Source organism: Leptotrichia sp. oral taxon 221 (assembly GCF_018128245.1).
Classification (GTDB): domain Bacteria; phylum Fusobacteriota; class Fusobacteriia; order Fusobacteriales; family Leptotrichiaceae; genus JABCPH02.
In genome coordinates, this window is sequence record NZ_CP072378.1 from 1,734,783 (window position 1) to 1,751,382 (window position 16,600).

The 16,600-nt window shown below is 31.2% G+C and carries 12 protein-coding genes and 1 riboswitch; all 12 genes read right to left on the reverse strand.

Annotated features, from left to right (window positions below):
* Positions 1-17 precede the first annotated feature (17 nt).
* A complete protein-coding gene (locus tag J4863_RS07765; protein ID WP_371815573.1) occupies positions 18-986 on the reverse strand; it encodes a metal ABC transporter solute-binding protein, Zn/Mn family in 969 nt (322 codons plus the stop codon).
* 5 nt (positions 987-991) lie between these two features.
* Positions 992-1,651 (reverse strand): metal-dependent transcriptional regulator, encoded by a 660-nt coding sequence (locus J4863_RS07770; protein WP_211618177.1) that lies wholly within the window; start codon positions 1,649-1,651, stop codon positions 992-994.
* A gap of 488 nt (positions 1,652-2,139) precedes the next feature.
* On the reverse strand, positions 2,140-2,706 hold the full coding sequence (gene cbiT, locus J4863_RS07775) for a precorrin-6Y C5,15-methyltransferase (decarboxylating) subunit CbiT (RefSeq protein ID WP_211618178.1): 567 nt from the start codon (positions 2,704-2,706) through the stop codon (positions 2,140-2,142).
* A gap of 77 nt (positions 2,707-2,783) precedes the next feature.
* Positions 2,784-3,410 carry a precorrin-6y C5,15-methyltransferase (decarboxylating) subunit CbiE gene (gene cbiE / locus J4863_RS07780; RefSeq protein WP_211618179.1) on the reverse strand — a complete coding sequence of 209 codons (627 nt, stop codon included), beginning with the start codon at positions 3,408-3,410 and terminating at the stop codon, positions 2,784-2,786.
* 59 nt (positions 3,411-3,469) lie between these two features.
* Complete coding sequence (cbiD, locus tag J4863_RS07785) at positions 3,470-4,576, reverse strand: cobalt-precorrin-5B (C(1))-methyltransferase CbiD (protein WP_211618180.1); 1,107 nt, start codon at positions 4,574-4,576, stop codon at positions 3,470-3,472.
* 154 nt (positions 4,577-4,730) lie between these two features.
* Positions 4,731-5,387: a precorrin-8X methylmutase gene (locus J4863_RS07790; protein ID WP_018498361.1), complete on the reverse strand. Its 657-nt coding sequence runs from the start codon at positions 5,385-5,387 to the stop codon at positions 4,731-4,733.
* Between the two features lie 200 nt (positions 5,388-5,587).
* The gene (locus J4863_RS07795; protein WP_211618181.1) at positions 5,588-6,943 is read right to left on the reverse strand and encodes a cobyrinate a,c-diamide synthase; all 1,356 of its coding nucleotides are present in this window, start codon (positions 6,941-6,943) and stop codon (positions 5,588-5,590) included.
* Positions 6,940-7,746, reverse strand: a complete 807-nt coding sequence (locus tag J4863_RS07800; protein ID WP_211618182.1) for an energy-coupling factor ABC transporter ATP-binding protein — start codon at positions 7,744-7,746, stop codon at positions 6,940-6,942. Before J4863_RS07800 ends, J4863_RS07795 begins: the two co-directional genes overlap by 4 nt.
* A gap of 1 nt (position 7,747) precedes the next feature.
* Entirely contained in the window at positions 7,748-8,431 is a 684-nt protein-coding gene (locus J4863_RS07805; RefSeq protein WP_147002709.1) for a CbiQ family ECF transporter T component, read from the reverse strand.
* Positions 8,418-8,720 (reverse strand): energy-coupling factor ABC transporter substrate-binding protein, encoded by a 303-nt coding sequence (locus tag J4863_RS07810; protein WP_211618183.1) that lies wholly within the window; start codon positions 8,718-8,720, stop codon positions 8,418-8,420. Before J4863_RS07810 ends, J4863_RS07805 begins: the two co-directional genes overlap by 14 nt.
* Positions 8,720-9,427, reverse strand: a complete 708-nt coding sequence (locus J4863_RS07815) for an energy-coupling factor ABC transporter permease (protein WP_211618184.1) — start codon at positions 9,425-9,427, stop codon at positions 8,720-8,722. The genes J4863_RS07810 and J4863_RS07815 overlap by 1 nt, the downstream gene beginning before the upstream one ends.
* 194 nt (positions 9,428-9,621) lie before the next feature.
* A riboswitch (cobalamin riboswitch) is annotated at positions 9,622-9,802 on the reverse strand.
* A 459-nt stretch (positions 9,803-10,261) separates the two neighbouring features.
* Positions 10,262-16,501, reverse strand: coding sequence for an autotransporter-associated N-terminal domain-containing protein (locus J4863_RS07820; RefSeq protein ID WP_211618185.1), 6,240 nt, complete (start codon positions 16,499-16,501; stop codon positions 10,262-10,264).
* Positions 16,502-16,600: the final 99 nt, after the last annotated feature.

Consider the following 16,600-nt stretch of genomic DNA (forward strand, 5'->3'; position numbering starts at 1 on the left):
TTATCTTTATTATATACCTATTTTAATGCATTTGCAATTGTGTCTGCATTTGCTTTTACTGTTTTTATATAAGATTCTGTATTATGTTCCTTGTCTCCTAGTGAATCTGAATAAAGTTCCCCACCTATTTTTATTTCTTTTCCTTTTGCCTTTACCGCTTCCTGTAATGCTTCTATACTTTTTTTAGGTACTGAAGACTCTACGAAAATTGCCTTTATATCCCTTTCAACAATGAAGTTTGCCAAATCACTTATATTTTTAGTACCTGTTTCAGAATCTGTAGAAACTCCCTGTATTGCCTTAACTTCAAGTCCAAACTGTTTTCCAAAATATCCAAATGCATCATGGGCTGTTACAAGCACTCTACTTTTTTCAGGAATTTCATTAATTCTTCCTTTTACATATTCAGTAAGTTCAGCTAATTCTTTTTTATAGTTTTCATAATTCTGTTTATAATAGTCAGCATTTTTAGAATCCATTTCTGCTAATTTATTTGCCAATGCTTCAGCTTCTTTTCCCCAGAATTCTGTATTAAACCAGACATGTGGATCAGGTGTGTTTCCTTCCACCATTGTAACTTGACTTTTATCTATTGCTTCTCCTACATTAAGTATAGATTTCTTCTGTTGTTCCATACTTTCAAATACTTCTGTCATTTTACCTTCCAGATGAAGTCCGCCATAAACAATTAAATCAGCTTTTGAAAGTTTATCTACATCTCCTGCGCTGGCTGTATACAAGTGAGGATCTACTCCTTCTCCCATAAGCCCTTCAACTTCAACTTTATCTCCACCGATTATTCTGCTAAGATCAGCAAGCATTGTTGTTGTTGTAACAATTTTTATTTTTTTATCTCCATTTCCCGACTGGGCATTGTCTTTTGCTGCTCCACCTTTATTTCCGCAATTTACCAGTGCAAGTATCATTAATCCAAACATTATTACAAATTTAAAGTTCTTTTTTATATTTAATAGATTATTGTTCATATTCATCATTCTCCTTCATATTTTTTTCTATAAATTTCTATTAGTTTAGCCGCATCATATGCGATAATTTTTATTTTCTTATTACTATTTTCCAGATAAATAGGTCCATTAAAAGGATCTTTTTTTGTAACTTTATAACTTTCTTTTATTGTTATATCCATTTCTCTTAGATAGTCGTACAGTTCTATATTATCTTCTACACTTAATATTACTATCTCATCTTCTTCTGCTACTTCAGACAGTTTCATCATATTTTCTTCACTAAATTCATCACTGTCATAAAATATTGAACTTCCATGTGGACATTCTTTAGGATAGAAAAGAAATTTCTCAAGTTTTTGCAATAATTTTTCACTTGTCACATGTTCTAAAACTTCAGCTTCTTCATGTATCTCATCTTTATCATAACCCAGCTTTTCTACAAGAAACACTTCCCAAACTCTATGTTTTCTTATAATATTTACTGCAATATCACTTCCCTTCTTAGTAAGCTTTATATTCCTGCCTTCCAGGATTAGATAATTTTCATTTGAAAGTTTCTTTATCATTTCACTAACTGATGCAGGTGAAATATTGAGATATTCAGCTAAATTCTTATTTGAATACTGTTTTCTTTTTTTAAGGAGATATATTCCCTTTAAATAATCTTCTAAACTCTTACTCATTATACTCCTTTCTTTGACTTTATCTTTATCTCATTTTTTAGTCTTTCCTAATTTTAAATTAGGTCAACCTAATTACAAAATAATAGTACCACTTAATAATTTGATTGTCAATATAAAAATTAAAAAAAATATACTATATTACAGAAAGAAATGCAGAAAAGTAAATAAATAAAAAATATGAATTTAATTTCCTTATAAATAACAAAAACCTCCAAATGTTATACAGTTATTTTACTATATCTCATTTAGAGGTTTATATAAAAATTTTTACATATCATTTTTAAAATTAACTAATCCACTTAATATATCTTAATGATGTAACAGTATTGTAACATAATAAAATATTTTTATAAACAGACACGATTTTATATTTATAAAAATTTAAATTTATGATAAAACAAAATATAATCAACAAAAATGATTATTATGAAAAAATTTTCATAATAAAAAACCACCTTTTAATATGTTGCAAGTGGTTTTTTTATATATTATTTTCTCGCAGAAATCACATAAATTGGATTTTCCGACATCATCATGTTAAAATCCTTCACTTTTCTATTTTTTGCCACAATTATTTGAGAAATATCAATATCCTCAAACTTCGATTTTTTCAAGTATTCAAGTGCTTCAAATGTGTTTTCTAAAACGATAAAGTTCAAAGCGATTATTCCGCCTTCTTTTAAATTTTCATAAGAATAATTGATAATTTCTGATAAATTTCCACCTGAACCACCAATAAACACTTTATCAAAAGTTATTCCTTGTGGTAAATCTTCTGGTGCTTTTCCAGAAATTACAGTCATATTTTTTATCCCAAATTTTTCCATATTTTGTTTTATTAAATCAATGGCTTCCTCTTTTTGCTCAATCGTGTAAACATGCCCATTTTTAGCAAATCTAGCCATTTCAATACTTACAGAGCCAGTTCCACCACCAATATCAATACACACATCTTCATCAGAAATTTCCATTTTCGCAATACTCACCGCTCTTATTTCTTCCTTTGTCATTGGAACTTTTCCACGAATAAAGTCCTTATCTTTTATATGATACATTTTCTCTCCACTTCTTACATTTAATTTTTTTATTTTGTTAAAAACCTTATTTTTATTACAAAAACTTTTAACCTTTTTTATTTTTTCAAAATCACAACATTCATTCCAAATTTCTCTTCATAATTTGCCAACTCTTTTGCCTTAAAACGATAAATTTTTTCATTTTCATAAGACAAATTTTCCCCAACAAAAATTTTCACATTCTCAAAATTATTTTCTAACAATTTTTGAGCAATTTTTTGCGGCGTATTTTCTTTAAAATCAGTCAATAATCCAATTTTTTCATACTCATTCAATTTTTCCACAAAATCGAATTCCTTCCCATGAACACTGGCAATACAAGCATCATACCAATATTCTGAAATTTTTGCGAACATATATTGAACCGATGAAATTCCTGGCACAACTTCTAGCTCTTCACTTTCAAAATATTTTTTCATAAAAGTTAGAAGACTGTAAAATCCAGTATCTCCAGACACAATCACAGAAATCTTTTTATTTCGATTCTCATTTATGAAATCCAGAACTTTTTGCAAATCAGCTGAAATATAGCAATATTCCTTATTCTCCGCATACTCTCCCAAACTTTCAATATGCCGCTTTCCACCGACAATTACTTCCGATTCCTTAATTTTCTTCAAAACAATTGGTAATGTGTAGTCTAAATTTCCAGGTCCTAGACCTAAAATTTGTATTTTTTCCATTTTCCCTCTTTTCAAAAACTATAATTTTTTATTATGTTTTTTTCTTTAAAAATAAAAAACTAGAACTCTTTAAAAAAGTTCTTACTTTGCCCAATAATTTTTTTCTCAGCTGATAAAATCAACGTTTCTACTTCCAAGTCCCAGCCATTTTTTCTGCAATGTTCTTCACATTTTTGCTTTGCCTTTTCAGCTAGTAAATTGAAAACTTCCTTTTTTTCAATATATCCAGAAGCTTCTTCAGTCGTATTCGAATCTAAAATTTTGTAAACATTTTCCAACTTTTCGCCAACTAATAAAGCATTTGCAGCTAAAATTTCCATTTTTGCATCAGAAACTCGACTGTGTGTATGAAAAATTCCTCCTGCCACTTTCACAAATTTTCCCAATTCACCAATAAAATAAACTTTCTTAACTTCATATTCACAGGCTTTGTCAAACATATATCCAACAAAGTTACTGATTACAACCCCTTCTTCAGCTCTTTTAGGGAATTCCTTGCTCAAAAACATTTTTCCACGATTTCCAAAAAGAAAAATCGCTGTCTTTGTATTAAAATATGTCAAATTTTGCTTCAATTCTATTGCCAAAGAGGCTTTCCATGACTCTTCAGACATTGGTCGCACAATTCCCATTGTTCCAAGAATCGAGATTCCACCGATAATTCCTAACTTTGCATTCATTGTTTTTTTTGCAGCTTCCTCACCCAAAGGCACACTGATTTCAACATCAATACCTTTTCCCTCTGGAAGAAACTCCTCAACAATACTTGTCAACATTTTCATTGGTGTTGGATTAATTGCTGATTTTCCAATTTCTACAGGAAGCCCAACTTTTGTAACTTTTCCAACTCCTTTTCCTCCAAAAATATTGATTTTATTATCTTTTCTAAAACTCACTTTTGAAACAATCTCCAAACCATGTGTCGCATCAGGGTCATCTCCCCCATCTTTCACAACAGTCGCCATCGTATAATCCTTCATCTTTTCAAAAGATTTAATCCCAATTTTTATTCTCTCACCTGCTGGAACGTCTATTTCAACTTCTTCGATTTTTTCGACTTTTCCCAGCAAAAGTAACAATGCTGCTTTAGTCGCTGCCGTTGCTGAACTCCCAGTAGTATAACCATATCGCAATTTTCTACCGTTAAAATATACATAATTTTCCATTTTTTACTTCTCCAAAATTATATTAAAATATATCTGAAAATACTTAAATCAATAATTTATATTATCTTTCGTTATGAAAAAATAAAATATAAAAATTGAAATAAATTTTCAGATATTAATAGATTTACTAATTAATTTTCACATAAAATTGTGATTAATTATTAAAATATTTATCTCTTTCGTACATTTGATAAAGGATTCCGTGCATCACACCAACTGCAACTGTGCTTCCACCTTTTGTCCCATTTGTTCTAATAAATGGAACATCGTATTTTGAAAGCTCAGCTTTCGATTCAGGACATCCCACAAATCCAACTGGCACTCCAACTATCAATTTTGGAACATTTTCTCCTTCTTTATCCATTTTTTCAAGTAATGTGAACAATGCTGTCGGTGCATTTCCAATTAGAAAAATTTTCGTTTGAGGATCCTTTAATGCTCTTTCCAATCCAACCATTGAACGTGTAATTCCTCTTTCTTTCGCTTCTTTCGCCACATCTGGATCCGCCACCAAACAATACGCCTCAGCACCAAATTTTTTCAACCCATTTTTATTCAGTCCATTAACAATCATATTTGTATCGCAATAAATTCTGCAATTTCCAGCTTCTAACGCTTCTTTTGCCGATTCAATCGGATTATTTTGAAATTCAACAATGTTTACATAATCAAAATCTCCCGTCGTATGAATCAATCTTTTAACAATCAATTGCTCTTCCTCACTAAAATGATCAGCCTTTCCAGCCAATCCTTCAGTTATTATTTCAAAACTTCTCACTTCTATTGATTTTGGATCTTTAATATATGACATATTTCATTGTGCGATAATAACTACCACACTCTCCTTTCTTCTTTATCCTTTTCCACACTTCAAATTCATTATTTTTCAAATTCATTATTTTCAAAAAAATTAAAAATTTCTCATTTTTTCAACAATCGTGAACTACTCTCAATTATAGAAGGCGGAGACATCTTGCTATCTTTTTGTTAAAATTTCTCTTCAAAATCTTCTTAATCTCTTTTCACATCCAACAAAAACTCAAGAAACTCCACATTTGAGTAAAAATGAATATGCGGATATCCGGCTATCGCATTATTTTTCATATATCCACATTTCCATTCTTTCCCATTATTCTTGTAAATATTATAAAAATAGCCTTCTGAATCATTCCCGTTTACTTCATTATTTTTCAAAATTTCCGAATAATGAAATTCATGTCCTTGCAAGTTTATCCCATTTGCAGTTTCAATATTGATATACCCAAATCTTCCAATATTTAAACGTTTTCTCATCCCAATTTCAATATCAAAAATTCCACACATATCAAAAATTTCTTCATTTAATAAATGTAATTTTTTTGCTAAATACATAAATCCGCCACATTCAGCAAATATTCTCACGCCATTTTTACACGCTTCAACAATACTATTTTTCATAGAAATATTTTCACTCAACTCTTTTGCAAATAATTCAGGATAACCTCCACCAAAGTAGATAAAATCTTTATTTTCAGGAAGTTTTTTATCTCGAATTGGACTAAACTCAACTATTTCCACTCCACAAAATTTCATCAAATCAATGTTTGCCTCATAATAAAACGAAAATGCTTCATCTCTTGCAATCGCTACTCTTTTTCCTTTAAATTTATCTTTTAGATATCCTATTTTCGCATAATTTTCCATATTTCGACTTGACTCAAATTCTTGTGCAATTTCTTTTATCCGCTCCAAATTCAAGCAATTTTGTGCGATTTCCTTAAATAACTCCTGTTTTTGTGCATTATCCTCTTCAAAAGCCTGTTTCAAGCCTAAATGCCGGCTCTCTGTAGCAAGTTGCTCATTTCTAGGAATGTAGCCTAAACACTCAATTCCTGTATATTTTTCAACTGCTTCCTTCAAGCTCTCATACAATTTTTGTGAAGAAACATTGTTAAGAATCACACCTTTTATATTCACTCGTTCATCAAACATCTTAAACCCAAGAACTTCTGCCGCAATACTTGTTGAAATCGCTTTAGCATTCACAACTAAAATTACGGGAATATCAAGTACTCTTGCTAAATGAGCCGTGCTAAAATTGTCCTTTTCGTTCCCAATTCCATCATAAAGTCCCATAACACCTTCAACAATAGAAATATCCCTGCCTTGCGAATACATCTCAAATATCTGTCTCACAGCATCCTCACCTGTCATAAAAATATCCAAATTGTGTGAATGATGTCCTGTAAATACCTCATGATGAGTCGGATCAATGTAATCTGGTCCCACTTTAAAAGGAGCCACATTTTCTAATGCAGACATCAAAATGCTACTTACTGTAGTTTTTCCGCTTCCGCTCATCGTTCCTGATATTAATATTTTTTTCATAACAAATTTTTTTCCTCCAAAAATTTACAATAATCATTTTCATCAAGATTTTTATACTTAAGATAACTTTTAATTTTCAAAACATTTGGAACATTCAAATTTAATTTTTTCAAAAATTCAAAATCCTCAAAAACTTCGTCTCTACTACCTTGTCTTACAATTTTCCCTTTATCAAGAACATAAATATAGTCAGCAAATTCATATGCAAAATCTGTATCGTGTGTCGAAACTACAAGTGTTTTCCCAGCTTTAGAAAAATTATCTAAAATTTCAGAAACTCTTTTTGTATTTTTTGAATCCAACCAAGCTGTAGGTTCATCTAGAATCAATAATTCTGGCTCCATTGCTGTAATTGCCGCTATTGAAACCCGTTTTTTCTGACCATAACTCAAATGATGACAAGGTCTGTCCCTCAACTCCTCAATATTGATTTCCTTCATTGCTCTATTAACATTTTCTTCTACTTTTTCCTCAGAATATCCAAGATTTTCAGGTCCATAAGCCACTTCTTGAAAAACTAACGGAGCAAAAATTTGTATTTCAGGATCTTGAAAAATTATTCCAACTTTTCTTCTCAATTCCTCCAAATCCTTTTTTTTATGTTTAACCTTCTTCCCCTCAAAATAAATGTCTCCTTTTTGTGCCTTCAAGAGTCCATTCATTATTAAAAATAAAGTTGATTTTCCTGAGCCATTTTCCCCAAGAAATAATGTTTTCTTTCCTTTTTCAATATTCAAAGTCACATTTTTTAACGCTTCTGTTTCATTATCATACGAAAAAGTTATATTTTCAAGTTTAAGCATTTTATTTTACCACCAAATATAAATTTATTGCAACTATTATTATTACAAAAATAGTTTCAAATCCAATTTTTTTGTATTTTCTATGAGAAAAGATAAATTCCTTTCCCAGTCTTGATTCTACAGCCTTTATAGAATTAAGATTATAGTAATATGTTTTTTTTAATATCGCTACCACTAACATTGGAAATGATTTCATCCCATTCTTAAAACTACTGTATCCAAGTCTTACTTCCTGTGCATTTTTGAGTCTTTCCTTATTCTCAAACAACAAAAAAATATATCTATAAATCAACAAAAACATTTCTCTAAAAATTTTTGGAAATCTCATTTTTTCAAATATATAGTCTAAATCTACAACTGGTGTTGAGCAAATAAGAAAATAAATTACTGATATTGACGAAAATGAACGTAACAAAAATGTCCAAATATCCGCCTTTATTAGCCATAATGAAATTACAGTTGTTAAAATAAATAAAGCTGGAACAAAATTCAGCTTTAGTAAATCTTTCACTTTCACTTTTACTACAAATAAAAGAAGTAAATTAAATAATGTAAGATTAAAAATAAATACTACTTTACTTCCCGTGTAAAGCAAAAATACTAATGTCATCATTGACAACGTAAATTTTATTCCAGGATTAATATTTTTTATGGGATTCGTATATGATATTTTATCTATTAGCATTTTTTCTTTCACCTTTGAAATATCCTAAAACATATCCTACAATTCCTGCACCTAATGCTGCTTGTAACGCAAAAAGTAAACTTTCAGTTTCCTCTCCAGGCAATTCTATTAAATTTTTAGCCCAAGGCTTGTAATCAGGTTTTATCGTTTTAATCATTTCTTCTCCCTTGTCATCTGAACCACCAAATTCAGATTTTACGAGAAGTAATGGTACGACACCTATCAAAAGTATTAAAACCAATAAAATAACATTCTTTTTAAAAACACTTTTATTTTTATTCTTATCCATTATTCTTCCACCCCTTTTACTTCATATTTGTCAAGTATATTCATTACAACATTTGTAAGCAATCCTTCAATTATAGCAAGTGGAATTTGAGTTACTGCAAATACCATTCCAAATTTAATAAATGAAGCAAGTACTCCACCTTCAGGCGATGGATACGCAAGTGCCAACTGAAAAGATGTAACAACATAAGTTGCAAGATCCCCTATTGCTGCTGCCAAAAATATTGCAACCGCTCTATTCTTCTTAGCAAGTCCTTTATAAATCAAGTACGAAACAATTGGTCCAGCAATCGCCATTGAAGCCGTATTTGCCCCAAGAGTAGTAAATCCTCCATGTGCAAGTAATCCAGCTTGGAATATTAATACAATTGTCCCTAAAATTGAAGTTACAAATGGTCCATATAAAATAGTTGAAAGTCCTACTCCAGTCGGATGTGACGAACTCCCTGTAACTGATGGAATTTTCAACGCCGACAACACAAAAATAAATGCTCCTGCCAATGCAAGTGTCATTTTATCCTTAACACTCCCTTTAGAAACAGTTTGAAGTTTTTTTATCCCCAAAATCCAAAACGGAATACACACAACAAACCATACAATAACCCAATTTAATGGTAAAAAACCTTCCATAATGTGCATTGAAAAACCGTTTACACCTATTAAAAGCATACTAGTCAAAACTAAAAATAATAATGTTTTCTTTTTCATTTTTTCTCCTTCCAAAACTTTTATTTAGTTTTAAGCAATCCAAAAAAAAATCAGCTAAAAGCCGAATTTAATACACGTCAAATTCCATAAAAGCAATATTTGTACTAACATCGTACATTCACTATGTGCTAATGGAACAAATCACCATTGATTCATTTACTGATGTATATCAAATTTCCCCTTCCCAGAAAATCTATAATATATCAATATTAGGCAAGTCTCCTGACTAACTTCAACCTACTCACTTCCTTCCCAAGATCCCATCAATCTCAGTGGTCATCACGCTTTCGTCAGTTTCACAGTAGTGGGGGCTGTATCGGATTTCAACCGATTTCCTTATTAAGTTTGCAAAACACCTATTATCTTCTAATAACATTATACCTTTTATTATATTTTTGTCAATAATTTTTTTAAAATTTTTACAAGATTGTACCTAAAAAAATTAATTGAAAGAATTAATTGATTTTTAAATTAACAATAATCTCCACAATTTATATGCATCCAATAAAAATGGAGTCATCTCAATGATGAGACAACTCCCAAATCAAACAATACATACTTTTGAACCTCTCGCAAAGATAACGAGGTTCTTGAGTTTTCATCTTTTTCAAGACCAACAATCAAAGACTCATCACTCAAGACTTTTGAGAGTAAAACTCTACTGAAACGCTTCACGTTCCACTGGCTCGGTTCTCAACCATTTTCTTTTATACCAGTCAATATTTCCTTTTATTGTTTTTTATTAACCATAAATTTCAATATCAACTATAATTTATATTACATCCATAGTATACCTTAAAAACATATTTTGTCAATAATTATTTTAAATTTTTATTAGTAAATCGCTCTAAATCCGATTCCACCTCTGATGTTGCTTCCTTTAGTGTCGTATCCTGCGTTTACAGTTACTCCGAATCTAGTGTTGTCTACACCTAAGTTAAAGTCAAATTTACCGTTTCCTCTTCTGTCTTCTTTTTCACTTCTCAATTCATACCAATCAGCATTTGTGTATCTTACTCTTGCCTTGTTTGTTCTGTTTACTTTTCCTAATTCATTTTCGTAAGCAGCTGTTAAGCCAACTGATAATTGTGATTTAACTGCTACTGGTTGAACATATTTGAATTCTAATCCAACTTCTGGTTTAACTGAGAAGTAATTGTTTCCATCTACTTCCAATCTAACTTGTCCTTCGTCTTCTTTAATGTCAGTAAATCTTCCATATTCCATTTTCAATGCTCCGTAAGGTCTCAAATGAGTTTTTTCAGATGTTCTGATATCATATCCTAAATCTGTTTTGAAAGCAGCTCCGTATGAATAATAATCAGATTTTGCATCAAACGTATCATCTACAATCCAGAATCTACGTTTCATTTCATTTTTACCTGCGAATACATCTCCAGCAATTGTCCATTGTAATGAACCATTATGATCCATATATGGTGACATTGTTTTAAAGATTCCAGCTTTTAACATAGTTTGATTTTCTCTTGATCTACTTATATCTTTAAGTTTGTAATGATTATTTACAGCTCCTGCATACCATCCTGATTTATTTCCAAGTTTAACTGTTTCATTTTCATGAACATAAGCTACTCCAGTCGCATTACTTGTGTAATCATAAATTCCAGCAGAATCAGTATTGTATTCATTTCTTATACCAAATACTTTAATTTTATTATTATCTTTAGTAGGATTTCTCCATTCATTTTGTAAGTAATTAAATTCTTTGTCTAATACATTTCCAGTTTCATTAATTCTTTGTTGCACATTTCCATATTGGTGACCTTTCATTTCATCAATTGCTTGTGCTAAAATGTGAGCTTCTCCTTTTCCTAAATCATTCAATTTATTGAATAAATCTTTTTCTCTTCCGCTAGTTTCTACTCCGTATCTTTGTTCTAATCCATCCAAGAAATTGTATGTATTTTTATCTTGAGCGAAAGCTGTATAAGGTATTTTAACTAGGTAAACTTTTCCTAGAGCACCTGTTGATAAATTTTGTGTTGCAGTTGCAAACCATGTCAAACTTCCAGCACTTAATGCAAATTTAGTTCCAGTTCCTGAAGCTGCCATATTTAAAATCATTGAATTATATGGATCAATTATGTTGCTACCAACTTCAATTACTTTACTGTCAGTATATCTAGCTGCTTCATTACCAAATAACAAGTCAACTTTTTGTAATCCTGTAAGATTATTAACTCCTACAATTGGATGTGTATAGTTTACTCCTGACGTATCAATATACATTCCTAATGAACCAACTTGTTCGTTTGTTGGAATACTTCCTAAACCAGTTGCTCCTAGATCAACAATTGTTGTTGCTCCACTTGGAGAAGTAACTGATACTGAGCTTGGTGTGTTAGTTCTTGCATTTGTGTCAACATAAGTTGGCGTTACAACTGAACCATTTATTTTAATTGTAGCTGAAGTTGCTCCTGCTGGTGCTATAATTTCTATTCCTGCTACTGTTTTACCTGTAGGGCTTCCAGATTTTCTTACAACTCCTTCGGCTCCACCAGTATTTGTAACCATTCCTGTTGTACCTCCACTAGTTTCATTTGAGAAAGTTCCTGTAGAACCAAGATATCCAGCTTTATTATTAGGCCCATCTACAATAATTTGTCCATAGTTTTTAATTACTCCACCACCTGTGGCAACTACACCTAAGATACCATCATTAGTTGCTGTTGGAACTGTTTTAATAATTCCCCAGTTTTCTCCTACTGCGTTATTATCAACATACATTCCTTTTGTATTTTTTCCGCTTAATTCAATTGTACCATTATTTATTGCTTTTGAACCACTTCCTGAAGCGAACATTCCAATTCCTTCATCAAGAGCTACTTTTATTGTTCCATCATTTATAATTGTTCCATTAGAAGTAGCCATTCCCATTCCATATTCTGGAACTGGAGTTGCTGATAAATTACTTCCACTTACTGTAATTGTTTTACCTGCAGCATTTCTAGCAGTTCCTCCATCAATTGCATAAATTGCTACACTTCCTGTTCCTCTTCCAAAATCAATATCTGCATTATTTGTTACTGTTCCTGCAGAATAAATTCCATAAGTGTTATTTCCTGTTGAAGTTAATGGAACATTATTTGTTACTGTTATATCTTTATTATTCGAATAAATAAATTTCGCTTCATTTCCTAATGTTGCAGTTCCATTTGTAGTTAAATTTGTTGTTCCTGTATTTTTAATTACATAACCAAATGAAGAATTTCCAATTGTCATATTCGTATCAGCATTTATCGTTCTTCCTGCTGTTCCAGTAGTAAATACTCCAACTGCTTCATTTGCTCCAACATTTATTTTAGAACCTGAATTTAATGTAATATTTCCTTCTGTCGAATAAATTCCAACACCTTCATCTCCAACTGTAATTTCTCCAGTTGAACCATGTGTTACTGTCTTACCAAAAATACCATAATTTTTATTTCCACCAATAATCTTACTATTATTCGTAATATCTGTAGCAACATCATCAGTGTAAATTCCAACACTTGGAATTGAACCTGTCGAAGTCGCCAAATTAATTTCTCCATTGTTTATTAATGATGAACTATTATTTGCAAACATTCCAACTTGTTCTTGTCCTGTCATATTAATTTTTGCATTTGTATCATTTGTTAACGTTGCTTTATCTCCTATCATTCCAATAGATTTATCTCCTGATAAAGTTAACACTCCGTTTCCTGTATTTGTTCCAATAGCATCAGTTTTTGTTCCTGCTGAATTATTATTTTTTACGTAAATTCCATATGAAGTTGTTCCATCTAATGAAACATTTCCTTTATTTATAATACTAGTTGTTCCTTCACCGGGTCTTCCTCCAAATTCATTTACTTTAGGTGCTCCAGTAACTGCATCTTCCCTATATGCCAATCCTAATAATCCGATTGAACTGTTTCCACCAACATTTACAGTACCTTCATTATTTACTTCAGAACCGTTTACTGCGTAAATTCCTACTGCACTGTCATTGTGAGGATTTGTTGTTAACTGCTCAACATTTATTGTAGATGATGCATCTGTATTCACTTTTCCATAGTTTATGAATAATCCAACTGCTCCGCTTCCTGCGTCTGTTCTGTCTGCTGAAACCGAAGACCCTGCTGCAAGATTTATTTGAGTCTCATTATTTGAAGCTGCTGAACTGCTTGAACTCATATCAAGTCCTACAACACCTTTCATACCAGCCGCTGTTAAATCTGAAGAACTTAAATGTGCCGTTACATTTTTCCCTGCCTGTAAATTTAAAACTGCACGTTGAACTAAATATCTTTTAACAAATTTAAATGAATCTGTTGCTTCGTTAGCAATATTAGTAGCCAAACTTTTATCAATATCTGTATTAATATTATAGTTTAACATTCCATCTACAAAAGCTTTTTTATAATTAGTATATGTTGTTGTTCCATCTTCCCCATTTACAACTTGAATTCCTGAAGCAGCAATACCTAAATCAGTATCTATAGATGTTAAATTTACTATTCCTTTATCTTTAAATTCAAATGGAATAGCATCATTTGACATAACAACTATCTTTGTATTTGCATTTGTTGTTATATCACTTAAAGAAGATCCTTGTACTCCTATCGCTTTTCCTCTTAAAACAACTGTACTTCCTTGTAAATCGATTTTTCCATTGTTTCCACTATAAATAGAATAACCGCTTCCTTTATAATCTAAAATTGAATTTTTTAAATTTATATTACTTGTAGAGCCATCACTGTACACACCAACTAATCCATCAGATAATTTCATAAAACTGTTTTCTGCTTCAATTTGCCCTCCATTTGTTGTATAAAAACCAACTCCATTACTTCCAGAAATAGTAACTTTAGGAGTTCCTATTGATGAATCAGTTACAACAGTTACTCCTGATGCATTTACAGTAGCAGATGGTTGTGCAACAGCATTTTCTGTTATAGTTACTTTCCCTCCATTTTTTGCATAATACAGCACTGCATCAGAACCGACAACTTCTCCAGTAGCACCTTTATCCAATGTTACTGTAGATCCAGCTACTTCAGAATAAGCCAACGTGAACCCATTTCCACTAACTGATGTTGAAGATAAAGGCAACGAATTATTTACTTCTAATGTTCCTCCATTTTTTGCAGCAAACAATATCGCATTTTTTCCACTAACCTTAAAATTATTAGTTATATTATTATAAACTAAATTATTATTTGCACTTCCATCTGAAAGATACCCTATATTATCTTCTCCACCAATAGTTATCCCACTAGTAGCTGAATCTTTAAATGTAAGATTAGCTTCCCCTAATCTTATAGCTGTTGAATTTTTAGCATTATTTTCTAGTTTTACAATATAATTATTCACATCCTTTTGTGTAAATCCTGCATTTCCTTGTGAGAAATCAAAATTTATTCCTATAGAGTTTTGAACTTTTGATGCATCTCCTTCTGTATCTCCATAAGTAGCATCTTGTGCCGTTAATGCTGAACCTCCAATTTGCACATTAAATTTTGAATTGGAAAAATTAGGAGAAACTGTATTATCAGATTCTACCAAGAAACTAACTCCTACTGATTTATCTCCATATATCTCTATTGGTTTATTTAATTGGATATCAGCCCAAGAAGTCTGAGTTACTGGATCAGCTCCTGTAGTTCCTGAAACTCCTATACTTTCACTCCCAAATAATCTCATAATTCCATTATTAATAGAACTTCTTTTCAACGGAGCATTTGTAGCTGATGTATAAACCCAACCATAACTTTTAGGTGCATAAAATTCAATAACTCCATTATTTCCATTTTCAACAGTATCAACTCCAGCATCACCATATGTAAATGCCGCAAAAATATGCCCTTTTGGATCATTTCCAGTTCCACCAGGTATTCCTGTAACCAAATCAGTATATGCCCCTTTTTGAGCATATCCATTAATTTTACCTTCATTTACAAATGTGATATTGCCATTACTACTTACGTTATCTATTTTTACAACTAATAAATCATTTCCATATAAATTAGTAGTTCCTTTGTGAATTAATTTTGATTCTGGATTAGATGCATTGTTATTATTTCCCATATAATAAAGCACATTCACATCACCAGATACATTAGAAACTGCATTTACAGTTACATTACTTGGTATTTCTGCAAGAAGTTTACCACCCATACCAAAAAATGCTACTTTTGGGGATGTTCCATTGTCTGAAGAAGGAAGGTGGATTCCACTTCCTGTTGGTGTATATGTGGCATTTTCTGAAGCATTTATAAATGAATAATCATAAGTATTACCTCCACCATGAAAAAATAAATTAAAATTTCCACCAGTAAGATCTAATTGAGACAATAAACTATTATTATCCATAGTTCCATCTTTATTATATCCTGTACGATTCTCAGGTACATCTTCAACCCCTACATTTATTGTTGGTGATTGAGGTGGTTGACTAATATTAACATTTTTAGGATTAATAACAGGCGGTGTTACCATCAATGGATCAAACGGAGGCAATCCCCCACTAGGCGTAGTAGGCACAAAAGTAGGTGCTGGTTTATCTATTGATAATGTTCTCAATGAAGCATCCACTTGAATTTCTACTGGTCTTTCCATTGCATTTCCTAATCCTATTGAAGTTGTTCCATATTTCCCTTCTGTTGATTGGTAATTGTATTTACCTAATCCAGCGTTTCTTTTATACTTGACATTGCCAGTTTTGTCTCCATGACCTTTATACGTTCCTTTCCATTCATTTAAGAACGTATTGGCTCCATATTGCCATGATTTCCAAGGCGATTTTACTACTTGATCTCCTTGTTCCATTAATTGAATTAATTCCAAATTGTAATCTTTCATTAATTTATTGTTTTCTGCTTTAGTCTTTCTAAATTCTTGTCGCATATCTCCTATTGAAGTTGATATTTCTTGTCTTTGATTTTGAATTTCTTTATCTGTTGTTTCAGAAAACCCGAATATTCCTCCTAACAAAAATGCCAATAAAGCTTGTTCCGTATATTTAAAGTCTTTACATCTCTTTGCAAAAGCTTTTAAATCTTTTTCTAACTTTTTTAGGTTGTTAGTCATACTTAAATCACCTCATTTTTAGTTTCTTATTTTTCATTTTTCTACTAATTTAAATTTTATAAAATAATAAATCAAAGTTTATTACTTAAAGAAGAAAGT